This window comes from Paenibacillus oryzisoli, assembly GCF_050467285.1.
GTDB classification, from domain to species: domain Bacteria; phylum Bacillota; class Bacilli; order Paenibacillales; family NBRC-103111; genus Paenibacillus_E; species Paenibacillus_E oryzisoli_A.
Genome location: NZ_JBCMUN010000001.1, coordinates 893,938 through 918,207, shown reverse-complemented (window position 1 = coordinate 918,207; position 24,270 = coordinate 893,938). Strand labels below are relative to the sequence as shown.

The window sequence follows — 24,270 nt, the reverse complement described above, 5'->3', positions numbered from 1 at the left end:
TCATATCTCACTGTATACCGTAAGTATAGTTCCCCGCCAAACCCGGAAACACAGACGATGGTGATGCATTAGGTGGAATTTGTTGACCTCCCCTGCTACAATGAGGAAAAATCCACGATAGAATCCGAGGGGATCGCTTTGATACGCCACAGCTTCCGCAATAAGCTGATTCTTTTTCTCGTCATCGCCACCATGGTGCCGTTCCTTACCTCGCTCGTCGTTTCCTATTTTTTTACCAAGCAAAAGGTGACGGAGGATACGCTGACGAATAACTCCGCGCTACTTTCCCAAGGCAAAACGAATTTAATCAACTATTTGGACGGCGTGGTCCAAGCCTCCTCCACCATTTACACCGGCATCCATCTTGCTGAACTCGGACAGCTCTATGATATTTTGCTCACTCAGAAAGAAATTGATTACATGAGCGACAAAGTTATCAAAAGCGGCCTTCAAGTCATGTCCCATTCGGTCAAGGAAATCAAGCAAATCTACTTGTACGCGTCCGTCAGTGACCGGTCGTATCTCGCCAGCAACGATTTTCAAGCAAGCAGCGAGGGCAAGTATGGGAAACTGCCGCCTTTCCCGGCAGACAAAAATGTTTATTTCGAAGCAACGCATCTAAGTCATGCTTATAACATCGCGCTTAACGTGCCGCCCGTGGCCGAGCCTGTTCTGTCCATGCACCGGCGCATTGTGTATTCTCCGCACAACGATACGATCGGCGAGCTGATCATCGATCTGAATCTCGGCTTAATCTCGGACATTGCGCAAAGTATGTTTACGCACGACCAGCAGGAGCTCTACATCCTCGACGGTGAGGGACGCATTGTATTCGGGCCCGATCCCGCCAAGTGGGGGCAGCCTGTTGAAGGCGACTGGTGGCATGAGGCGCTTCAGAGTCAGGAAGAGCGAGGCAGTTACACCTGGAACAAGGACGCCTATGCCGGGATTAATATTTATGAAAAAATGAAAACCGATTATGCGGACTGGACGATTGTCAAACGGCTGCCTTATGCGCAGCTGACCGAGAACGCCCGGCAACTGACACTGATTAACGGACTTATCCTGATCGTCTCTATGTTTATCGTCATCGCCAGCACAGTGTACATTTCAATCCGATTCACCGCGCCGATCAAACAGTTGATTCGTTATATCACGCGCATCCAGACCGGACAAGTGCAGATCGGCGATACCCAGGCCGACATCAGCTTTGCGCGAAAGGACGAGCTCGGCATCCTCGCGCACCGGTTTCACGGGCTGATGCAGGACCTGGATCAAATGGTCATGCGCGAATACCGGCTGGAGATCGCCAATAAATCGACCCAGCTCGGGGCGCTTCAAGCGCAAATCAATCCGCATTTCCTGAACAATGCGCTGCAGTCCATCGGCACGCTGGCTCTCCAGCACGATGCGCCCAAAATCTACATGCTCATCTCTTCGTTAGCGCGGATGATGCATTACAGCATGCATACGAACGAATCCATCGTCCCGCTGCGCAAGGAAATCGAGCATATTAAAGCGTATCTGGAGCTGCAGCAACAACGCTTTGAGCATCAGATCGACATTGTGTACGCGATTGAGGAAGGTACCGGGGCCGTCATGGTGCCGAAAATGATCCTGCAGCCGCTCGTTGAAAATTACTTCAAGCACGGCTTTAGTCCCGCAGCGTCGGAGACGAGCCGCCTCCGTATCGAAGCCACCCGTATAACTCAGTCGGATGGCGATTATTTGCAGCTGATCGTCGAAGACAATGGTATAGGCGTCACCGAGCAGCGAATGCAGGAAGTGCGCAGCCAATTGCGAGCGGCGAACACGGAGGGCAGTACCAGCATCGGCCTCAGCAACGTGTGCACGCGGTTGCAGCTTTATTTTAACGGACAAGCGTCCATGGAACTTATTCCCGCAGTCCCTCACGGGCTCAAAATTATCATTCACATTCCAATCAAGGAAGGAGCAGCTTAGATGAAGGTTTTACTTGTCGACGATGAAAAACACGTCCGCGACGCGATCCGGCTGCTCGTTAAGTGGCAGCAATACGGCATCGATACGATTCTGGAAGCCAAGGACGGCGAGGAAGCGATTCAGCTTGTACAGCAGGAGCAGCCGGAAATCATCATGACCGACATGATGATGCCGGTCATGAACGGCGTGAAGCTGCTCGAATGGCTGCATGCGAACGCTCCGACGGCCAAAACGATTGTCATCTCCGGCCACGATGATTTTTCCCTGCTGCGGCATACGCTCAAGTACGGCGGCATGGATTATATTTTAAAACCGATCGATCCTTCCCAGTTGAACGAGGCGTTGGAGAAAGCGATCACGGCTTGGCTAAAGGAAGAAGAGCAGCGCCATGTCAGCCGTGAGTTGAACATTGAGGTTAATTCCATCAAGCCGATGTACTGGGACAAGCTGCTGTCTTCGATTCTGGCAGAGCCTGCCGCCTACGAATCTGCTGCTGAGCAGCTTGAGAAAGAGCTTCGGCTGCCGCGCGGCGTCCAGACCTGCCGCGTCGCCATTCTTTCGCTCGATACGATGGAACGCAGCGTCAAAAATAAATTCGCCCAGAACATCGACCTCTTGATCTTTTCCCTGATCAACATTTGCAACGAGTTCTTGACCAAAAACAAGCGCGGCTTCTCGTTCCGCCACTGGAACTCCCAGCACGAGATCGTGCTGCTGGTCTGGTCGGAGCTGGCTGAGCTGGAGGACCTGCTCGCCGAGATCAACGAGGGCATGCGCGCTGCGCTGCATACACGAGTCGATTTTGGCCTGGGGCACGTGCATCCGTTCCCGGCCGGCTTCCAGAGCGCGTACCAGGAAGCGCGAAGCGCCCTCCGGCAGCGCAACCTCAAATCGAAGGAAACGTGGATTCACCGTTTCACACCCGCGTCCAAAGCCGCACCGCAGGCGCTCGCCTTCAATCAATTCGAGACCGGCATGCAGCTCGCCGTGCAAAGTGGCAACATCGATCAGATCGGAGAGGCGATTCAGCATTTTATCGACGCCGTCAAGGACAGCGACGTAGTGACCCCCGAGCAGCTTGACATGTGGTGGAGCGAGTACCGCGTCATGCTGCGGAGATGGGCGCCCCAGCTCGTCCCGGCGGCACGCGAAACGGAACTGAAGGAGCTGCTGCAGGACGATCAGGCGAACATGATCATTCCGCTCGATGAGCGGGGCATGCTGTCGCTCTCGATCTGGCAGCAGGAGCTGTCGCGAAGCTTGACTCATCTGTCGAAGCTGTATGTCGAAAGCCAGCAGAAGGACAACAATGTGATTTTTGAAATCGCGGCTTACCTGGACAAGCACTATCACGAGGATATTTCCCTGCAGGATATTGCGAGCCGATTCTATCTCAGCCGGGAATATATTTCCCGGAAATTCAAGCAGGAGTTTAATGTCAATCTATCGGATTATCTCGGCAGCATCCGCATGAGCAAAGCGAAAGTGCTGCTCTGCAATCCGCATCTGCGCATCTCTCAAGTCGCCGAGATGGTCGGCTACCAGGATGAGAAATATTTCTCCAAAGTTTTCAAAAAAATGGCGGGCATGACGCCCGGCGAATATCGAAAAACAACGAATTCTATCTAACTTTCTGGATAAAATATGGAATCTCGCTCTCTAGTAGGCTATACTAGGAGGCAGAGGTGATCGTCATGAGTATGCCTGTCGAGAATACAGCGGTAAATTCTTTACCCCGCACGGCTAAATCTACCAAAGTCAAAAAGAGAACGTACCTGTACCTGTTTGCAGGTTGGGTCCTGCTCATCGGAATCGGCGTGGCCGCAACCATGCTGTATACGCAACATTTACGCCAACAAATTACAGCCGATATTGCGCAGCAGACAAATGCGCAGCTTCAAACGATTCAGCAAGACTATCAGAAGCAAGTCTCTGATCTGCGAGACAGCGTCGCCGCCGATATGAAAACGTTGCAGGGCAAAGTCGATTCCTTGAACGAGCTGCTCGCGTTCACTAAGGACAGCGCCAACAGCAAGACGGATAACAGCAATCAGCTCTACACGCAGCTGGCCGATGTGAAGAAGAAGCTTGAAGAGCTTCAGAAAAATCTGGATGTGTTAAAATGATGCAGCCCAGCCCGGTCCAACATATCAATCGCGTCTTCTTGCTGGCCTGCGCCCCGTTTCTCGGCATGCTGATTTGCTTGCTTTTCGTGTCGCTGGATGTGAAGCTGCTGCCATGGCAGCCGTCGGTTCCAACCGCGATGACGTTCTCGCAGGAAACGACCGCGCTGCAAAATGGTCTCGCGCTGGCCAGCGACAACGCGGTTCAGACCAAATCGATCATTCAGCAATATTACGATCTGTATGAGAAAAGCACTGCCGAAGTGACCGCCATGCTCCAAGCCGCCGCTGCCGGCGCGCTCAAACCCGGCGTCATCTACGATTCGCGCATTACAGCGAAGCTCGGCAGCCCGATCCGTCAGGCATCGTCAGGCAACATCGACATCATGCTGTTCAGCTTGAACGAGAAGAACTATACCGGCTATGCGCTGAAAGTGAACCTCAAGAACGATAAGGCGATCAAGCTCGTCCTTGGCAACGATAAGCTTGGCTCCAGCGAGACGACGCTGTCTGCGGCGAACCGCTACGGCGCCATCGCGGGCGTCAATGCCGGCGGCTTCGCCGACGACAGAAGTGGCCGACGCTATCCGCTGGATACGACGATGATCAATGGGAAGTATTTGAACGGCTTCTTCCCTTCGAATAACGGCACCGTGTTCATTGGACTGAACAAGGACCGCAAGCTCATCGGCGGGAAGTTCTCGTCCCAAGCCGAGCTTGACAAGTTGAACCCGCAGATGGGGTCCACCTTCGTGCCAACGCTGCTCAAAGGCGGCAGCAAGCAGGCGATTCCCGCGCAGTGGCAGACGTCGCCGGCCCGCGCGGCGCGCACCGTGATGGCGAATTACAAGAACGACCAGTTGCTGTTCCTGGTCACCGATGGCTATGACGAGAGCGGCAACTCCGGCGCCACCTTGGCCGAGCTGCAAGACAAGATGCAGCAGCTTGGTGTCGTCGACGCTTATAATCTGGACGGCGGGGGCTCCACGACGCTCGTCTGGGGCGGCTCCGTGATCAATAAGCCGTCCGATGGACGCCTGCGCCCGCTAGCCACGCACTTTTTATTTTTTAAATGACCCAAATATTTCACATTTCTGTCGTTTCTTTTTTGGGACGTGTTGGGTATAATAAGCCTAACTGTATGCAAAAATGGCTTTAACAATAACGGAGGTGCAGCAATGTTCGGTCTTTCCGCGACATTTTGGCTTGTAACTACAGTATTCGCGTTATTCATTTGCGCGATGTTGACAGCTTCTTATAACGAAGACAAATCCAAAGGCCTGTAATTGACCAGGCCAATAAAAAAAGCATCGCTGCTCTCGTCCGGAGAGTAGGGATGCTTTTTTCTTTGTTTTTCGCAATTACAAGGGCTACGCTCTAGCCTTCATGCCATTCATTTCCGTGATGCACACGCCGCAAATGTACCGGTCTTTAAACTCGCTCACTTGTTCCATGCTTCCACAAAATACGCATTTCGGACGATATCTTTCAAGAATGATATGGTCCCCTTGCACAAGAATTTCGACCGGGTCTCCCTCATTCATTTGGTATCGCTTACGCAACGATTTTGGAAGTACGATTCGTCCCAATTGATCGACTTTACGGACAACACCAGCTGGCTTCATCATAGGACTTCACCTCTCTTTTCCCCAAGCATATTCGCGTATTCGCCTCGAGTAGGCGTGCTACATCGATTTAACGAATACTATTCGCCATGCCTTCGGAAAATCCTCTTCTTGAACCAGGAAATCTTTCTTTTCTTGTCAAAAATGTTAAGAGGGGCCCTAAATGAATAGGACCATCCGCCTATTTTCTTAGGTAAGACCTGTAAAACCGGTTTGACGCAGTCCTTCATACAAAATAATCGCCGCGGAGTTGGATAAATTCAATGAGCGGACCGCATCCGACATCGGCATGCGCATTAACGTTTCCGGATGTTGGCGCAGCAAGTCTTCAGGCAGTCCCTTGGTTTCTTTGCCAAATACGAAAAAATCGCCGTCTTTGAATTCAAAATCCGTATACCGCTTGGACGCCTTGGTGGTCGCGAAGAAAAACCGATGTCCCGCGTACGCTTGCAGCACTTCGTCAAAGGAATCGTGATACTCCAGCTTCACGGAATGCCAATAATCGAGTCCTGCCCGCTTCAGCGTTTTGTCATCGGTTTGGAAGCCTAGCGGCCGCACGAGATGCAGATGTGTCCCCGTCGCGGCGCACGTTCTGGAAATGTTCCCGGTATTGGCGGGAATTTCGGGTTCAACTAGTACAATATGAAAAGCCATCGCTCTTTATGTCACCTCAATGTCTATCCTATTATAAGCGAGAGCGGATTGCAATTTTACATTGTGTTAACTTCTTCTTAATATACGGATGATAGTGAGCCTGCATACTAGAAGTATCCTTCATTCAAAGGAGCTAACTGAGCGATGAAAAAGAAAATTTTGATTGTCGACGACGAACCTTCCATCTCCATGTTAATAGAATTCAACCTCAAGCTGGCAGGCTTTGAGGTTCACTGCGTCTTTGACGGCGAGGCCGTCTTCGATGCCATCCAATCGTTTCGCCCCGATCTGATCGTGCTGGATCTGATGCTGCCCAAAATGGACGGCCTGCAAGTATGCCGCAAGCTGCGCAGCCAGGGCAACCTCGTGCCGATTATTATGCTGACGGCGATGCAGGATTTGACGGACAAAATCGCCGGGCTCGACAACGGCGCCGACGATTATATGACGAAGCCGTTCTCTCCGCAGGAGCTGATCTCCCGCATCCATGCGATCCATCGCCGCATCCAGACGCTCCCTTCAACGACGGAAGTCGCCCCGATGACGATCGGGCAAATTTCCGTGAAGGCCGATCAGCGCGAAGTCACCGTGAACGGCGCGCCGATCGAGCTGACACCGAAGGAGTTCGAGCTCCTGCTCTTCCTTTGCAAGCACCGCGGCAAAGTGCTCAGCCGCCAGCAGCTGCTGCACGGCGTGTGGGATTATCATTTCCTCGGCGACACGCGCATCGTCGATGTCCACATCTCCCACCTGCGCGACAAAATCGAACGCAATGCGCGCACTCCCGAATATATCATGACCGTCCGCAACGTCGGGTATAAATTAACGGAGCCTGCGGGCAAGGAATCGCTCGCATATTAAGAAGGGAAACAGCGACAGCCGCTGGATGAGAGAATAACGTCCAGGACTGTCGCTGTTTTTTAACTCGTCAATAGGGCTGAAGCCTCTCCGCTAGGAAGGTGAGTGCGCTTTGCCACTGGGCGGAGCTTACTTGATGGCCGATAAACGGATCGACCAACCGTTGTTTGTCCTCCGACGCAATGCGATTATAAGCCGCAAATATGGTCTCTGGCCAGCAGATCATATCCTTCAAGTTGGCGGAAACCAGGATGGGCACCGTGATGCGCTCCGCAAAATTAACCGCATCGAAATAGCTTAGCGTGTCGAGCATATCATCCAGCTTTTCTGGATAAAACGATGCAAGCTTTCCTACCTCTGAAACGGAACCTACGGAATGCATAATCCCCCAGTCCATTCGGCACATATTCGGAACAAGGGCAACAGCAGCAGCCACGTTATCGTTAAGCGCTGTCGCGAGCAGCACCAGGCCTCCGCCCTGGCTCGACCCCACGGCAGCAATTCGCAGCGGGTCTACCTCGGGCTGCTCGGACACCCAGTCAATCGCCCTTACAGCATCGAGTACAACTGCCCGATAGTAGCTTTCTTCTTTCGCGCATATGCCCTGGCTGACCCAGCCAGTAGCCATGCCGAACGTTTGCGGCAGCAGGTTGCCCGATTCACCGCCTTGACCGCGAACGTCAACGGAGAATACGGCCATCCCCATCATCAGCAAATCCGCGTGCTCTTCAGGAAAACCTTTGTTACCTGTGTATCCGTGGAATTTAACCGCACAGGGAAGCTTGCTATCTGTCCCGCCAGGACGATCAGGCACGAGAAACCAACCATATAATGGCGTATGATCAGCGCCGTAGAACTGGACGCGGTACGCTTTAACCGTGGGCATCAGCGACTTGGTCTCCACTCTGCTTCCACCTAATTCACGCTCGCGAACCGTACGGAGTTCTTCGGCCCAATACGTATTGAAATCAGCATTTGCCGTCAGTGGTGTTACGATTTGCTCTAGCGCCCCAATTCTTTCACGTACAGCATTCAAACCGCTTCCTCCCATCACAGCTCCTGCGATTTTCTGAAACGAAGCACATCCTGGTTCGACTGACGAACCAATTCCACGAACTCCCCATACGGCTCGTCTGCCAGATCCAGCAGCCCATAATTGCCAATCAGGCCCTGCGGATCCCCGTAGTCGTACATGGCGAACCAATGCGTTCCCACGACAAAAGGCAAGCGGGCCGCTTCCTCCACAAAACTGCGATAAACTTCTCCTCTGCGAGACTGATTGCGGACAATCACATTGCGGGCTCCGTTCGTATTGATCAGAAATCCGGCTTCCCTGCCTGCACAGAAGCTGAATTCCGTAATCATAATCGGCAGGCCGGTTCGTTCGTGAATGTGACTCATCCATCGTTCAGGGAGGTCGAAGCTGTAAAAGTTCAGCGTGATTACATCGGCATAGTCCTTCATCACATCGAAGACAACCTCCGGCGTGCTCGTTCCCACCATCCGATCCCCTAGGTTGAGCCGGGTCGGATCATAGCGCTTGAGCGCCTCCGATGTTGTTCGGTAATACACCTCAGCAATCTGACGAAGGAATGCTACTTTATCCGCTTCCAGCGTTTCCGGATGATCTGCCCGGTACACCGCGATATGCGCCAAATCTTCAAAATCCGTATATTCGGCTCCCCAAGTCTCATTCAATCGCTCGATCGAGCCGTGGCGTTCCTTTAGGAGCCCGATCCAGGCCAACTTGCCCGGTCCGCTGGCCGGCTGTTCCAAATAATCATCGACCAGACTCGTGTCGTTGGCGCCGTTGCCCGGGTCATTGTTGCCCCATTTGCCCCCATGTCCCCACCAGTGGATCTCATTATCGGTGTAATAGCCGATCACACCCGGATCGTTCAGCAGCGCCTCGCCGCGGCCGCTCATAAAGCAGTCCAGGCATGCGCGCTCGACCGAAGCGTGGAATTTGTTATCGAATACGTCGGGGAAGCCCGTTCCCCAATCCTTATTTACCTTCGGCGCAAAGCGGGACATTCGGATTTCAACCGTTTTCGGAGTGCCATCTCCCCAATAATAGGGTTCATGCCAAGCGCCCAGCGTATTAAAGCCATACTGCTGAACCTGGCTCAGCTTCTCGCTGGCCCAGTTGGGGAACCAGTCTCGCGTTCCGCAGTATTTTTCCACCAGATCCGTTTTCAGCCAATGCGCCTGATCCACAATCTGATTATGTACGCCATTGACACCGATCGAATAAAAAGGGGTGTTCTGCGGCGAAATAAACGCCCAATTGCCGTTGTGCTGCTCTACCTTATAGAACTGACCCATAGTACTCCTCCCAAGAGCTAAAGAATGAGAACGCTTTAATCTTATTGTAAAAAGATCAACGCCGTCTCACAATGAGGGGATTGGACGATATAGATTGGAATCGTCGGAATTTCGCTATCGCTCCATCCGTTTTTTGAATTCAGCGGGAGATAAGCCGAACTGCTCTTTAAACACTTGGGAAAAATGAACACTGTTGTCATACCCGACATCGTGGGCGATTTCATATACCCTTTTATCCGTACCGAGCAGCAGCTCTCTCGCCTTCCCCATCCGAATTTGAATCAAATAGTTCCAGATCGTCGTGCCCGTTTCCTGTTTGAATAAATGGGCGAAATGATTCCTGCTGATCGCCACCTGATCGGCAATTTCCTGCAGGTTCAGCTTATCTGCGTAATGCTCGTTAATGAAAGCTTTGACTTCCTCAATCGCCTTGCGGGACGGTTGGTCCTTTACCGCCTGCGTGACGGAGAAAATCCGGTGTGCCCCCTCCTCCAAACGGCGCACCGCGCACAGCCGGAAGTAGCTGCGCACTTTATCATGCGGAATCGTCTTTTCCCAGAGGCCCAAATCCTTGCCTTCCTGCAGCGCAATCCGCACCTTTTCTTTCTTGAGTTCTTCCACAATCATTTCCAGCCAGGCCATGGAAAGGGGATTTAGCAAATAGAACCGGTCCCCGGCCAGGCTCTCCAGCATCTCCAATGTATCCACGACGAGGAGCGGAAGCGTTTCGAGTTGAACGGTCTGGATGTGCAGCACCCATCGCTGCAGCATGTCTTGATGATGCGGAAGCGACCGCATGAGCAGCATGGCCGCCTCTGCCCGGCGCTGCGAGGCCACCTCACCAATCGCTCGCGCAAGCGCGCCATTGAGCTGCTCCTGATCCACAGGCTTGATAATATAATCGACAGCACCGAGCTGCATGCTAGTTTTGGCATATTCAAATTCATCGTAGCTGGAAACGACGACAGAAATCATCCACGGATATTTCTCGTTGACTTTCTCGATCAGATCCAGGCCGCCCATCAGCGGCATTTTTACATCTGTCACACAGATATCCGCGTAATGGTCCTCCAGCCATTCCAACGCTTTCACGCCGTTGGCCGCAGTGCCGGAAACGACCGTTTCCTCGCTGAATTGCTCGATTTTGCTGGTCAAGCTCGATCGAATCAGATGCTCGTCATCCGCGATAAGTACACGAAACATTCAAGCTATCGCTCCTTTGCGCTGCTCAATCTATAGGGAATCCTGACGGTAACCTTAACGCCTCCCAGGCGGCTGTCTGTATCGATGTCGACACCGACACCTTTCATCTGGTAGAACGCCAGCAAACGGAAATGAACGTTTAAGAGACCGACATTGGTGAGCGAGGCGTATTCTTCTTGCGATGGCGTCACCTGGTGCAGTCGCGTGCGGAAAGCTGCCAGCCGCTCTTCGTCGTAGCCCTTTCCGTTATCCTCAAAAGTGATAGCAACGAAGTCTCCGTCCCGCATGGCCGATACCTCCAAACGCGTCGGTTCGCCGGTCGTTTCAATGCCATGCTTGATCGCATTTTCCGCAAGGGGTTGAAGAACGACCTTTAAACAGAGCACTTCGCGGCAGTCGTCCGGCAAGTGAATCTGATAGCTGACCTCCTCGCCGAAACGGATCCGGCTGATGTTCATATAGTGATTGACATGCGCCATCTCATCCTCCAGCTTCACTAGCATATCCTGATAATTGGAAGTGTATCTGAGCATGCGGGATAACGAGATGGAGGTGCGCTCAATGTCCGTGTGTCCGGCCAAATGTGCCATGGAATTAATCGACTCCAGGGAATTATATAAAAAATGAGAGCGAATCTGGGACTGCATCGCCGAAAACGCGGCACGCTGCTGCATAAGCTTCGTCTCGGTCAGCTGCTGGATCGAGGTTTCGAGCTCATTCAGCATCCGGTTGAAGGAATGGCTCAAATCCGACACTTCATCCGTCCCTTTAATATGAATGCGATCTCTGAAATTTCCATACTGGGCCCGCTTCATATGGGATCTGAGCTTCGACAAACGGCTGGTGACCGACGCTGCCACCAAAGTGACGAGCGTGATCGCAAGAATAATACCTGTTGATGCGATGCCGATCGTGACGTTGCGAACTCTGTTGATGCTGGAGGTAATATCTTGATTGGAAAGAATAGCGACGGTTTTCCAGCCGGTATAAGGAATCGTATCAAAGACAATCAGCTGATTCGTTTCCTTCCGAAGGTAAGTCCCGCTTGGGGCCGCCAACCGTTCGGTTATATCAGGCTCCAGCACGCTCCCCACCTGCGATTGATCCTGGTGAACCAAGATGGTCCCATCCGGCTCGGCGATGAGTCCTATGCCTTGATCTCCCAGCTGCATCTCATTGAGGATGGTTTGCACCGGTTCCAGGGAGATGTCCATCTTTAAGAACCCCTTGGCATCAGGCTCACCAAACTGTCCAGCCATCGACAGAATCAGCACTTGCTCGGGATTGTTTTGGTAATCCACATAGGCGGTGCTTTGAACGACGCGGTGATGGACTTTCTCCAAGCGACCAACTTCATTCAGCCACGGCTCGTTGGCCATCGAATAATCCTTGGATAGCCCTGACGTAAGCGCATAATTAAATTCGCCGCCTTTATCCGATAACATGGAGACGGACATGATCTCCGGCTGGCGGACCAGAAAAGACCGCAAGTAATTGCGCTCCATAGAGTGAAATCCGGATATTAACTCGAAGCGGTCCTTCGGATCCACTTTAAGCCATTCCGTAAACTCATTGCTTGTGCCAAGAACCAGCAGGCCGCGCTCGTATTCCATGTATTGCCGGTTCAGATTGAGATTGGCCTGGCGCAGGATCTGCTCGCTGAAATGAGAAACGTCCTGACGGATCGTCCGTGATGTATCGTAATAGCTGAAAAACCCGATCATCGACACCATAGACACAATGATGACGATGAGCAGGCTGACCAGCTTCCATTTTAACGAGGCATGTATTCTCTGAATCACTCCTGCACCTACTCCCCTTACAGGTGAAGAAGAACCACCCTCGCCCGCCCGGGAATCCCGCGCGGGCGAGGATGGCTTTCCAAACCCGATCCCCTATTTTTTCCTGTTTTTATTGTACCAGTCTGTACGCTCCTTGACCATCTGATCGCCGCCCTGCTTGCGCCAGGTTTTGACGAATTCGTCAAAGTGATCTACAGGAGCCTTGCCCAGTACAATCTTGCTGCCTTCTTCAAGGAACATCGTATCGATGTTGTACGTATTTTTGGCAGCGGGCATACCTACGGCCTCGTTCTTGAAGCCTTCTTTATCGCCTACGGCCCATGCGGCTTGTAATTTGGCGAAAGCAGCCGGATTGCTCAGCTTGGCTTCCTCTACCGCCGGATTCGTGCCATGAAGCTTGAAGATCGCGTTAAAGGCTTTGTTTTTCTCCATCTTCGCGGTGTCAACGACGATTTTGCCGTTTTCCTTTTTATACGTATCCCCTTCTTGGCCCAGGTCGGTAAACATCTGGCCTTCTTCGCTCATCAGCCAATCAAAATACTTAATGACAGCTTCCGGATTTTTGGTGCTCTTCATCACGATGTACGTTTTGGCGACCGGGCTCCAGCGAGTACCGAGAGGCCCGTCATATCCGGTGCCGCGCGGAGTCGGAATCGCGACGACATTCGGTTTTTCGTTCGGGATCGTCTTATCCAGATCGGATTGCCACTGCCAAGCCAGTTGCTGGGTATGCGACCACATGCCAACCAAGCCGGATTTGATTTTTTGTTCCCACACCGTTCTGGAATTGGTCAGGAACTCGGAGTCCATCACTTTCTCGTCCACCATGGATTTGATAAATCCAAGCGCTTGCTTCATATTCGGGTGAATATTTTGTATGATGACCTCATTGTTGTAGAAGACCTCGGTGTAGGAGTTATTGACACCCCACATGCCGAAAATATTATCGCCCCAAGTAAATTTCTCCCGCATGGAGAACGGAATCTCATCCTTCTTGCCGTTCCCGTTCGGATCTTTATCCCGGAATGCCTTCAGAACGGTCATGAGTTCATCCGACGTTTTGGGTGCCTGAAGGCCAAGCTTATCCAACCAGTCCTGACGTACGTACAGCACGGAATTGGAATTGCTGGAAGGCTGCGGAATGGCCAGGATTTTACCGTTTACGGATACCGCATCCCAGGCAGCTTGAGGAATATTTTTCTTCAGGTTGGGTCCGAATTTATCGATCAGATCGTTCAGTTCGAGAATCTTGCCTGCGGCAATCAGATCCGCTTCAGGGCCTGACCAGGATTGATAGACGTCCGGGAAATCGCCGGAGGCAAACTTCAGTTTAAGCTGATCTTCATACTGCGAATGCGGCAGGGATACCAGGTCAATATCCGTGTTTGTTTTCTTCTCCATGAAGACAATATTGGGATCGCTCGCATCCAGTGGAGGAAGCGACTGGTCGGATGCGAACATCCGGATTTTAACAGGCGCCGCCGGTGTCGCAGGGGCTGCTTGCGTTGCTGCTGCAGCTTGTTGGGTTGCCCCGGGAGAACTGGCCGTATTCTGATCCCCATTACTGCAGCCTGCGGCTACTAGCGAGAAAGCGGACAATAGAAATGCTGTTTGCTTCAACCCTTTTTTCATATAAACCTTCCTCCCAGATCTTGTTTATATATCCAAGCCGATTACTCTTTGATCGAACCGATGAGTGCACCCTTGATAAAGTGCTTCTGGATGAAGGGATAAACCATAAGAATCGGAACTGTCGCAACCAGAATCGTGGCCATCTGCAGCCCTTGCGGCGAGAGGACGACATTCGATTCCACCAGAGAAGCCATTTCTTCGTTCATATTAAACTGGGCAATGAGATTGTAAAGATACAGCTGCAGCGGCCTCATCTTGAAATCGTTGATGTACAGCAGCGCGGAAAAGTAATTGTTCCAATGGCCGACAGCATAGAAGAGAATCAGCGTCACCATAATGGGCTTGGACAGTGGAACCGCAATTCTCCACAAAATGGAGAACTCTTTCATGCCGTCCACACGGGCAGCCTCGAACAGTTCCTCAGGCAGCGACCGGAAGAAAGTCAGGCAGATGAACATATTGAAGGCCGAAATCGCTCCCGGAATGATGAGCGCCCACACCGTGTTCAGCAAGTGAAAGCTTTTGACAATCAAATAGGTCGGAATCATGGGCGCTTGAAAGATCATCGTGAAGACGATCAGCATGAGGATCAGATTTTTCCCCTTTAGCCCCTGCTTGCCGAGTGGATATGCGGTTATGACGGTCATGAACATGTTGACCGCAGTCCCGACGATCACGATGAATAGTGTGACGCCGAAGGAGCGCCAGAACACATGATTTTGCATGACGACTTGATAATTGCTGAGATTTGTACCTTTCGGCCAAAACGTAACTTCCCCCCGGATCAGCGCCTCTGGCGAACTCAGCGAGCTTGCGATGATATAGAGGAAGGGCAGCATGACGGCGGCGCACGCGATTAGGAGCACGGCGTAGTTAAGCGTATCGAAGACCTTCTCTCCGAATGTGAGACGGTAGCGCATCGCAGTTCCTCCTCTCTTAGAATAACCGCTCGCCCGTCGTGCTGCGGCTGATCCGGTTGGCAATGATCAATAGTCCGAACCCTACAACCGACTTGAACAATCCGATCGCCGTGGTCATGCTGTATTCGCCTTTGAGAATCCCTTCCCGATACGCGTACGTATCGATGACGTCCCCTACGTCGAAGGTGATCGGATTGAGGAAAACATAGATCTGCTCGACGCCCAGGTCAAGGATATGCCCGATTTTCAGCAGCAACAGCAGCATGATGGCCGGCATCATACCGGGAAGCGTAATGTGCAGGAGCTGCCGCCATCGCCCTGCTCCATCGATTCGAGCGGCTTCGTACAAGGAAGGCGTGATTCCCGCAATCGCCGCAAGGAACACGATGGCGCTCCATCCCGTCTCCTTCCACATCCCGGAGCTGATCACAATGGAACGGAACCAGTTCGGCTCTTGCAGGAAAAAGATCGGCTCGTTTCCGAAAGCTTTTACCATGTGATTAATAAGTCCGATCTGGGGAGACAGGAGCATGTAACCAAAGCCCGCAATAATGATCCATGACAGAAAATGAGGTAGGTAGACGATCGTTTGTATCGTTCGGCGCACTGCCATGCTGCGAATCTCATTCAGCAGAATGGCAAGGATAATCGGAGCCGGAAACGTAAAAATTAATTGATAGAAGCTGATCGCGAGTGTATTCCACAGCAGCCGCCGAAAATGGACAAACTCGAAAAACTGCTGAAACCATTTGAAGCCGACCCATTCGCTTTGCAAAAAGCCGCCGTATAGGTTGTACTCTTGAAAAGCAATGACGCTGCCTAATAGCGGCACATATTTGAAAATTAAAAAGTATAAAATACCTGGCACTAACATCGCATAGAACGGCCAAAATCGCCTCATATAACGAATTGTGGGGGTCCCGGCCAGTCGCTTCTGTTTATCTTGCAGCGCCGCATCCTTCGTACTTGCCGGTGCAGTACTCATGAAGATCGCCTCCTTCTTTCTAGGATATACCTTGTTGCCTTTATACCTAAATTGTAAATGAAGCGTTTTCACGAAACAATTAGGGGATCAACCGAAAAGCATAGGAATCGTCTTGCTTTCTAAGTTGCTTGCCCAAACAGGACCCGCACGCAATCAAGCCGTCCCGCTTGCGCAGAACGGCTTGATCCTGCATGGAATTCGTCTTTTCTCCGATTCGTTATGGCAGAAGCCCTATGCCTTGGTACGGCGAGGTTGGATCCAGCCTGAAATCGTCCTTCATCGGCGTCTGAAGCTGCCAGGTAGCAGGATTCGTAGTAGGATTCTTGCCGGTATGGGTTCCCGGTTCGATATTTTTGTGCAACTCGCCTGTCGGGAAGTAGTACACATAATCCCCTTGATTGAAATAGATCGGGACTGCGTATAAATCCGAATAATCGTCCCATCTTTCGACCAGACTCCAATCAAAGTTAGCGGAGAATGGGGCCACATCCTTAAATTTAATCGGAGCTAAGCCTGATACAGTTGTATTGCCCGATGCGGTAATATTCCCTACGGTCCCGTTGTTTCCACCGATGGTGTCAATGAACACTTGCCCGCCATCCCGAGTATTGTTCGTGAAGACCATCGGATTGTGCGTGTTGTCGGATACATAGAACATTTTGTTGGAATCCACATGTCCGCCAGGAATTTCATCGTAGTGGAAATTGATTTGCCGAATGACATTGTTTTCAAACCTGAATTTCGTTGCATAGTTGGATGGCGTATCATGGATATAGGCAAGAATATCTCGGCTGTGGGAGAAGTAATTGTCATGCATATACACTTCATCCGCAGGATTCGGCGTCTCTCCTGGAGCCGCTGACATTCTCAGCGTAAAGAGAGAGCTGGCCGTACCGATAAATACGTTGTTGTAGATCTCAGCACTGCCAGTCCTTTGGCCGTACTGGAAGCAGCCGTCCTGCCATTGCTGGAACGGATCTTTCCAATCCAAAGCATTCATGACGACAACGTTGTTGTGAACCTTGACGCCATCTCCCATATTGGTCAGCTGGATGCCTTCCGTCCCCGCCCTCAGGACCCTGTTATTATAAATTTCCAGATTGGTGAAAATATGCTGCTTGCTAATATCGCTGCTCGTATTGCCAATATACATCCCTTCCGATTCCGTATCGTGAATGTACATATCATGAATTTTCACGCCGTCCATGGTGGCTGTCGGAACACCGTCCGTTTTAATCAGCAGGCCGGCGAATCCGGCATAGGCGACTTCCATATGCGAAAGCTCAAAGTTCGTGGCGTTCTTGCTTACACTGATGCCATTGGACGAGTTGCGTCCCACTTCGATGCCATACTTGCCCGTGGATGTCGTGTAATTGCCATTGAGATGTCCTTGAAAATTGACATGTCCCGTTTTGAGCACGCTGTCATATTTGCCTGTAAGAATCCAGTTCTTACCCCCCTCGATGGACAGGGTATAGGAATAGGTGCCGCTGACTTTTACCTGGCCGCCATAGTTGGTAATAATCAGAGGATTGCTGGCCGTTCTTTGCGGAAGATTGCCCAGTTTAATGAATTCATAGTTCCCGGCAGGGATGTAAAGCCGTTCAAGCGTCTGCCAGTTGACATTCGGGAAGGAGGCCTGCAAGTCAACGTAATAGATGGAGGAGGCCCCTTGAACCGGCAATATGAATTGACTGTATTGGGACATGGCAATTTCGAGCGTTCCAACGACACCCGAACCATCCTGGGCGGTTGCCTTGACCGTTACAGTCCCATCCGATACCGCTGTCAGCAAACCGCCTGAAGTAATGCTAGCACTTCCGGTTCCGTTCACAACCGACCAGGCCACATTCTTATTCGTCGCATCGAAAGGCTGCACAGCCGCTGACATCTGCAGCGTACTGCCCGTTAATAGACTCGTTGCGCCACCGGTTCCCGTTACCGTTATGCCGCTTACAGCACGATTCGGTGCGTCCTGAACGCCGTTGCCATTCTCGTCAATCCAGCCGAGGAATGCGTATTCACTGGCCCGATTGGTCATCGCAAGAGGGCTTCGGAGCAACAAGAACCTGCCCTTCGGGGCTACAGGGGTCCCGCTGACATCGGAATCCATCAGCCATGGCGTCTCCAGTCCTGTGGAAAGGTTTTGCGCACTGTTGAAGTTGATCCGAGTTTCCGTGAGACCGCTGTCATTTACAGCGTCCATATCATCATCCCACCAAAGCGACGCATAGGGGGTTTGGTTGCCTGAGCTGGATACTCTGTACTTCGTCCATGTTGAAGTGATTCTCACCTTACTCCAGTCCGGTCCAAAGTCAATATAGCCGACTCTGTCGGCGTAAGCCGGCGCATCAGTGGCCGCTGCGCCTCCCGAAGGTTCCCCGGTTAGCGGATTGAGATTCGGTTGACCATCGAAAGCGTTGCCTAGCGGAAAAAACTGACTGCCACTCGCCTGCCCGGCCAACGACGGCGTAATGACCTTGTTCCCTTCGTCTACGAGATACCCAACAATTGCGTATTCGCTGGCTCTGTTCGTCATGTTGTCAGGAGACCGCAGGATCATATACCGCCCTAGCGGTGCGACCGGGCTGCTGCTCACGTCACGATCCTGTATCCAAGGGGTTGTTGTGCCAGTATTGGCTAGATTCTGCACGCTGTTGAAATTAATCTGGGTTTCGGTTAACCCGCTGTCATTGGTCGTGTCGATATCATTGTCCCACCATATTTCGGAATACGGGGTCATGGTACCGACACTTGATGCTCTGTACTTCGTCCACGTTGAAGTAATTCTTACATTCGCCCAATTCGGGCCGAGGTCGATATAACCGACCCGGCTGGTCGAATAGGCAGGCGCATTGTTCGGTCCCGCACCGCCAACCGGCACTCCGGCAGTATCCAGCGAGATATCCAGACTGTCAAAGGCATTCTCCAATGGAAAAAATGAACTGCCCGTCGCCGCGCCAGCGGCGGAAGGTTTAATCACCTGCAGTTCTCCGCTTGCCATTGCAGCGCCTCCCACAAGCATAAAAGCAAACAACATCATGATGCCGATCAGGGTTCCAGTGAGCATGCTTTTCATCCGCTACTTACCTCCTCATAGAAATTTATACATAACCGCCTAAGCGGACTATGCCTTACTATTCGAGTCAGCTACTATGCAGGTGAAGAATGATGACAAAGATGCTATGAAATCCTTACTCAGTTGCCGATCGTATTCTGAAGAACCGCCAAGTCCGCCAGAATGACGTTTGCGAACACTTCGTCGATATGCTTGCCTTTTTGCGCACTTACGGTATTTTGCATGGATTTGATGCTGTTTTCAAATTTCTTGGCATCGCCTTGATCCCGCTGAATATTGTTCACGTGAGACATTAAGCTGTTGCGGATTCCGTTATTGCTGATCCATCCGTTATCAGCGCCGTATTCCACCAGTTCATCCAAATGATTGGCATCCATTCGAATCACAAGCGTGAACTCCGCAACAGTTTGGTTTCCGGCCCGGTCTACAGCCGTAACGACGATCGGATACGTTCCGACCCCCAGCTCAAATGGGTTGACAGCAATCGTTGTTCCCACCGTCTCCCCATTGAAAGTCGTTTCAAGCGAATGCAAGCCGCTTCCTCCGTTATCGTTAGCCGTAATGTTCACCAGAACCGGTTCGTTCTGCAGGAACGACAGCTGTTCCGGCGATCCGATGGCCGGGGGCATGGTATCGAGGGTCTCTGTTCTTCCGTCTAACAGACCTATGCCCTGATACGGAGATGCCGGGTCGAGCCTGAAATCCTCCTTCATCGGCACTAAGAGCTTCCAGGTAGAAGGATTCGTCGTAGGATTCTTCCCGGTATGGGTTCCGGGTTCGATACACTCGTACAATTCACCTGTCGGGAAATAATAGACATAATCACCATAATTGAAATAGATCGGCTCTTTATACAGATCGGAATAATCGTCCCATCTCTCCACTTTGCTCCAGTCAAAATCGGCAGGGAACGTCACATCTCTGAAAAGGATCGGCGCTGCTGGAGTTAACGTGTTGTTGCCCGATGCAGATATATGGCTTGTTGTCCCGTTGTTTCCTCCGATTGCGTCAATGAAAACTTGCCCGCCATCCCGAGTATTGTTATCGATGATCATCGGATTGTTCGTATTATCTTGAACATAGAGAAATTTGTTCGAATTTACCTGATCTCCAGGCAGTTCATCGTACTGGTAATTGAATTGCTGAATCATATTGTTCTCGAACCGGAATTTCGACGCATAGTTGGAAGGCGTATTATGGACATAGCCTAGAATATCCCGCCCATGGGAGAAGTAATTATTGCGGAACACCACTTCATCTGAGGGATTCGGAGTCTCACCGGGAGCTGCGGATAATCTTAGCGTGAAAAGGTTGCTGGCGCCTCCAATAAACACATTGTCATAGATTTCTGCGCTTCCGATCCTTTGACTATACTGGAAGACGCCGTCCTGCCATTGCTGAAAAGGATCCTTCCAATCCATAGAGCTCATCACGACCACGTTGTTATGAACCTTGATGCCATCCCCCATATTGGATAACTGGATGCCTTCCGTTCCTGAACGCAGAACCCTGTTGTTGTAGATCTCCAGATTGGTGAAAATATGCTGCTTACTGAGATCGCTGCTTGTATTGCCAATATACATCCCTTCCGACTCCGAATCATGGACGTACATATCATGGATTTTGACACCGTCCATGGTGGCTGTCGGCACACCGTCCGTCTTAATAAGAAGGCCAGCAAACCCGGCATGAGCAACCTCGATATACGAAAGCTCGAAGTTCGTCGCGCCATTGCCTACGCCAATGCCATTGGACGTGTTGCGGCCGACTTCTATGCCGTAATGGCCCGCGGAATCGGCATAATTGCCGTCTTGATGCCCCTGGTAATGGACATCGCCGGTTTTCAAATCTTCATTATATTCCCCAGTCAAAATCCAGTGGGAACCGCCCTCCATGGACAAGGTATATGCGTAGGTGCCGCTAGCCGCTACTTTTCCGCCATAATTGGTAATAATCAGAGGATGATCGGCGCTTCGTTTTGGCAGATTACCTAGCTTGATATATTGATAATCTCCTGCAGGAATGTAAAGACGCTCCAGCGTCTGCCAGTTCACATTTTTGAAAGAAGCCTGCAAGTCCTTGTAATAAATGTTGCTGCTTCCTTGCACAGGCAAGATCAGCTGGTTGTACTTGGAAATGACGATCTCTTGCATTCCCGTCACGCCTGACCCATCGAGTGCGGTTGCCTTGACCATCACGGTACCTTCCGATACTGCGGTAAGGAGTCCAGTCGCATCAATGGTTGCACTTCCGGTGCCATTCTGGACGGACCAAACATAGGATTTGTCGGTTGCGATAAAAGGCTGCACGACAGCCGACATTTGCAGCGCAGCGTTCGTCAACAAGCTTGTTGCTCCGCCTGCACCCGATACGGTTATTCCGGATACTGCGCGGAATGGCGCATCCTGAACACCGTTCCCGTTGGCATCGATCCAACCAATCATGGCGTATTCACTGGCCCTATTGGTCATCGTGGCAGCTCCCCGGACTAACAAATACCGGGCTTTCGGCGTAACAGGGCTGCCGCTGACATCACTGTCCATGATCCAGGGGGTCATCGCCCCAGTTGAAAGACCTTTTGCGCTATTGAAGTTGATGCGGCTTTCCGTGTAAACGCTGTCAATTACCGTATTGATATCGTTGTCCCACCAGAGTTCAGCATAAGGGGACTGATCGCCGGAGCTGGACGCTCTATATTTGGTCCATGTCGACACGATTCTGACTTTGCTCCAATCCGCTCCGAAGTCGATATATCCGACTCTGCCGCCGTTGTAAGCGGGCGCATCCGAAGCTCCTGTGCCACCAACAGGATTGCCGGTATTCTCATCCAGATCCGGTTGGCCGTCAAAGGCTCTTTCCAGCGGGAAAAACTGACTGCCTGTCGCAGCACCTGCCACAACCGGCCGAACAATTTGCAGTCCTTCCGTCCCTCCAGTCCCCGTAAGGCTTGGAATCGGTTCCTGCACACTTTGTTGGTATTCGTCCACACTTTGAAGCTGGTCACCTTCCATGGCGTAAATGCCAGTGGGAACCATCGTGAGGATCAACATCATGCATATCCACAAACTGCTGAGTCTCTTCATACGTACCTCCTCAATCGTGATTTCATTTATACATAACCGCGTAAGCGTGTCATGCCATTATTCCAACTCATTCCCCCAAAGCTTGCCAGAGCCTTTGGACTTTCTCCATGCATCGCGCCAACGGTGAACGTCACTAGCCGTGATAACGGGCATATTTTGACGCATTGATCTCTGTGGTATGACTGGAAATGCTTTATGCGGCTCGCTTTGGTACCAATAGGCCACACTGGCGATGTCAAGTGTCAGCGCGTTAGCATGCCCATGCTCGATACTGGACCTGAGCGATTGGCGGAAATGGATAGCGTCTTCCATCAAAAAGCGGTAACAATGAGTTCGCCCCATAAAGCCCAGCTTATCCGGGATCCGGGCGTAACCGAAGTAAGGATGCGCATACAACTCGTTCGGGCACCACGAGGAATTAAAAAAATCCTCCGTGCCGGTGCCGTGCAAAGATCCAGGCCACGATTCACCATCCACCATAAACATGTCGTCGCCTTCTCCATACCACATCGGACCTGGACTATCGACATAGTAATTGACACCGACAAAATGCCCCCGCCCTGCTATATCCGCAAACAGATAATTGCCTTCATCCGATTGATTTTTCGCCGGTTCACCCATAAGTCCCCACTCGTTCTCCTGCTCACTTGAGGGTTCGGTTATTTCCCGATTCCACCAAGCGTGGAACCGTCCTGCATCATCCGGTATAGAAGCATGCTCCTCATAATCGATATAATAATAAAAAGAGGGGACCTCGAACTCCGAGTCGTTCTCAAGGGTGATTTTCGCGCCTTGGGCGAACGGCATGGGGAAATAGCAGTTCAGTCCTCTTCCGCCCGCCGGTGCCGCAGCCAACGGAAGGGAGGCGTATGGATAATGCTCGCCCCAGCCCTGTCCGAAGAAATCGCCGATCGGGCTTTGTACGCTTGGCTCCGATTCGCCGTCCCAGTACATGCGCAAAATCAGGTTGCGATTGTGCATGGGATCCTTCGAATTGATTGTGATCCAAATATGCTTGATAATCCCCACATTTTGCAGCTCGGCAAGCACCGCCGTCTCTCCAGGCATAATCGTGATATAGTCGGCATTTCCTCCCGACCGGTCGTAGCTCGAAACCCGAAGCGTCTTGCATTCCTTGAAGCGATATAAGCCATCCAATAAGCCCATTACAATCTCTCCTCGTTATGATTTTCAGAAACAGGCCTCTCCTACGATCCTCATAGTTCTTATTGTAGGAACCCCCTGCCCATCCAACAATGAGGCAATCATCCGATTTGCATGGAGATCGAACGGCATTTCCATCACTTTCTAGAACGAGCCCCGGAACAAACAGCAGCCCTGGACATTTGTCCAGGGCTGCTGCGGTTGTATTCATCCCTCCCGAAACTCCTTTAACATTCTGCTTGCTTCATTGCGGTCCACGACTTGCAGCTTGTTAAGAATCATGGAAACATAGTTGGCAACCGTCTTGGCACTGATTGTCAAACGTGTGCCGATCTGCACGTTGGTTTTCCCCTCAGCAATCAGCTCCAAAATTTCCATTTCCCGTTTGGACAGTTCAGAAAGTGCAGGATGCTCGGAAGTCCCCTGATCTCTCGGTTCCGTAAAGAAATGCATCATGCGTGCTGCGATATCGGAACTGAACACGGCGCCGCCGCTGCCAACAACGCGTACAGAACGCAGCAACTCGATTTCATCGGCATCTTTCAGCACATATCCTTTCGCTCCAACACGCATGGCAGTAAACACCGATTGATCGTCACGAAACATGGTGAGAATAAGCACATGAATATCTGGATATTTTTCTTTGACCAGCCTCGTCGCTTCAATACCATTGAGCCCAGGCATTCGAATATCCATTAAAATTAAATCAGGTCGGCACTGCTCCACAAGCGGCATAACCTCATCACCAGATGACGCTTCACCCACGACGACCAAATCTTCCGTCGTTTGAAGCAAATTTCGAACACCGCTTCGAAAGATGGGATGGTCGTCCGCAATCATTATTCTCATCGTCTT

Annotated in this window: 18 protein-coding genes; 5 read left to right on the top strand and 13 right to left on the bottom strand. The window is 51.5% G+C overall.

All coding sequences use genetic code 11. The annotated features are described in order from the left end of the window. Window positions 1-72 precede the first annotated feature (72 nt). The 4 genes from ABE504_RS03635 to ABE504_RS03620 all read left to right on the top strand — a co-directional run bounded on the left by ABE504_RS03635 (window position 73) and on the right by ABE504_RS03620 (window position 5,161). Window positions 73-1,962, top strand: coding sequence for a cache domain-containing sensor histidine kinase (locus tag ABE504_RS03635; protein WP_430084590.1), 1,890 nt, complete (start codon window positions 73-75; stop codon window positions 1,960-1,962). Next, window positions 1,963-3,591 carry a response regulator gene (locus ABE504_RS03630; protein WP_430084587.1) on the top strand — a complete coding sequence of 543 codons (1,629 nt, stop codon included), beginning with the start codon at window positions 1,963-1,965 and terminating at the stop codon, window positions 3,589-3,591. It abuts the gene before it with no gap. Between the two features lie 65 nt (window positions 3,592-3,656). After that, on the top strand, window positions 3,657-4,088 hold the full coding sequence (locus ABE504_RS03625; protein WP_430084765.1) for a hypothetical protein: 432 nt from the start codon (window positions 3,657-3,659) through the stop codon (window positions 4,086-4,088). Beyond that, window positions 4,085-5,161, top strand: coding sequence for a phosphodiester glycosidase family protein (locus ABE504_RS03620; protein ID WP_430084584.1), 1,077 nt, complete (start codon window positions 4,085-4,087; stop codon window positions 5,159-5,161). The genes ABE504_RS03625 and ABE504_RS03620 overlap by 4 nt, the downstream gene beginning before the upstream one ends. A 294-nt stretch (window positions 5,162-5,455) precedes the next feature. Here ABE504_RS03620 and ABE504_RS03615 read toward each other — a convergent pair whose 3' ends face one another. Both ABE504_RS03615 and trmL read right to left on the bottom strand, forming a co-directional pair. After that, window positions 5,456-5,710, bottom strand: a complete 255-nt coding sequence (locus ABE504_RS03615) for an AbrB/MazE/SpoVT family DNA-binding domain-containing protein (protein ID WP_126143693.1) — start codon at window positions 5,708-5,710, stop codon at window positions 5,456-5,458. Window positions 5,711-5,899: 189 nt separating this feature from the next. Beyond that, entirely contained in the window at window positions 5,900-6,364 is a 465-nt protein-coding gene (gene trmL, locus ABE504_RS03610) for a tRNA (uridine(34)/cytosine(34)/5-carboxymethylaminomethyluridine(34)-2'-O)-methyltransferase TrmL (RefSeq protein WP_430084582.1), read from the bottom strand. Window positions 6,365-6,508: 144 nt separating this feature from the next. Between trmL and ABE504_RS03605 the strand changes: the two genes are divergently transcribed. Next, window positions 6,509-7,225: a response regulator transcription factor gene (locus tag ABE504_RS03605; protein WP_430084579.1), complete on the top strand. Its 717-nt coding sequence runs from the start codon at window positions 6,509-6,511 to the stop codon at window positions 7,223-7,225. 67 nt (window positions 7,226-7,292) lie between these two features. On the opposite strand, the gene ABE504_RS03600 is transcribed toward ABE504_RS03605, so the two are convergent. From ABE504_RS03600 to ABE504_RS03550, 11 genes are all read right to left on the bottom strand, one after another. After that, window positions 7,293-8,258 (bottom strand): acetylxylan esterase, encoded by a 966-nt coding sequence (locus ABE504_RS03600; RefSeq protein WP_430084576.1) that lies wholly within the window; start codon window positions 8,256-8,258, stop codon window positions 7,293-7,295. Window positions 8,259-8,272: 14 nt separating this feature from the next. After that, window positions 8,273-9,547 carry a hypothetical protein gene (locus ABE504_RS03595; protein ID WP_430084573.1) on the bottom strand — a complete coding sequence of 425 codons (1,275 nt, stop codon included), beginning with the start codon at window positions 9,545-9,547 and terminating at the stop codon, window positions 8,273-8,275. A 114-nt stretch (window positions 9,548-9,661) separates the two neighbouring features. Next, window positions 9,662-10,750 carry a response regulator transcription factor gene (locus ABE504_RS03590; RefSeq protein WP_430084570.1) on the bottom strand — a complete coding sequence of 363 codons (1,089 nt, stop codon included), beginning with the start codon at window positions 10,748-10,750 and terminating at the stop codon, window positions 9,662-9,664. Between the two features lie 5 nt (window positions 10,751-10,755). Continuing rightward, window positions 10,756-12,552: a cache domain-containing sensor histidine kinase gene (locus tag ABE504_RS03585; RefSeq protein WP_430084567.1), complete on the bottom strand. Its 1,797-nt coding sequence runs from the start codon at window positions 12,550-12,552 to the stop codon at window positions 10,756-10,758. Between the two features lie 93 nt (window positions 12,553-12,645). After that, window positions 12,646-14,184 (bottom strand): extracellular solute-binding protein, encoded by a 1,539-nt coding sequence (locus ABE504_RS03580; RefSeq protein WP_430084564.1) that lies wholly within the window; start codon window positions 14,182-14,184, stop codon window positions 12,646-12,648. 41 nt (window positions 14,185-14,225) lie between these two features. Further along, complete coding sequence (locus tag ABE504_RS03575) at window positions 14,226-15,104, bottom strand: carbohydrate ABC transporter permease (protein WP_430084561.1); 879 nt, start codon at window positions 15,102-15,104, stop codon at window positions 14,226-14,228. A 16-nt stretch (window positions 15,105-15,120) separates the two neighbouring features. Continuing rightward, a complete protein-coding gene (locus ABE504_RS03570; protein WP_430084558.1) occupies window positions 15,121-16,089 on the bottom strand; it encodes an ABC transporter permease in 969 nt (322 codons plus the stop codon). A 217-nt stretch (window positions 16,090-16,306) separates the two neighbouring features. Next, a complete protein-coding gene (locus tag ABE504_RS03565; protein ID WP_430084555.1) occupies window positions 16,307-19,168 on the bottom strand; it encodes an Ig-like domain-containing protein in 2,862 nt (953 codons plus the stop codon). 119 nt (window positions 19,169-19,287) lie between these two features. Further along, on the bottom strand, window positions 19,288-22,251 hold the full coding sequence (locus ABE504_RS03560) for an Ig-like domain-containing protein (protein WP_430084553.1): 2,964 nt from the start codon (window positions 22,249-22,251) through the stop codon (window positions 19,288-19,290). Between the two features lie 57 nt (window positions 22,252-22,308). Beyond that, on the bottom strand, window positions 22,309-23,418 hold the full coding sequence (locus tag ABE504_RS03555) for a glycoside hydrolase family 172 protein (protein WP_430084550.1): 1,110 nt from the start codon (window positions 23,416-23,418) through the stop codon (window positions 22,309-22,311). A gap of 204 nt (window positions 23,419-23,622) precedes the next feature. Then, window positions 23,623-24,264 carry a response regulator transcription factor gene (locus ABE504_RS03550; RefSeq protein ID WP_430084547.1) on the bottom strand — a complete coding sequence of 214 codons (642 nt, stop codon included), beginning with the start codon at window positions 24,262-24,264 and terminating at the stop codon, window positions 23,623-23,625. Window positions 24,265-24,270 lie beyond the last annotated feature (6 nt).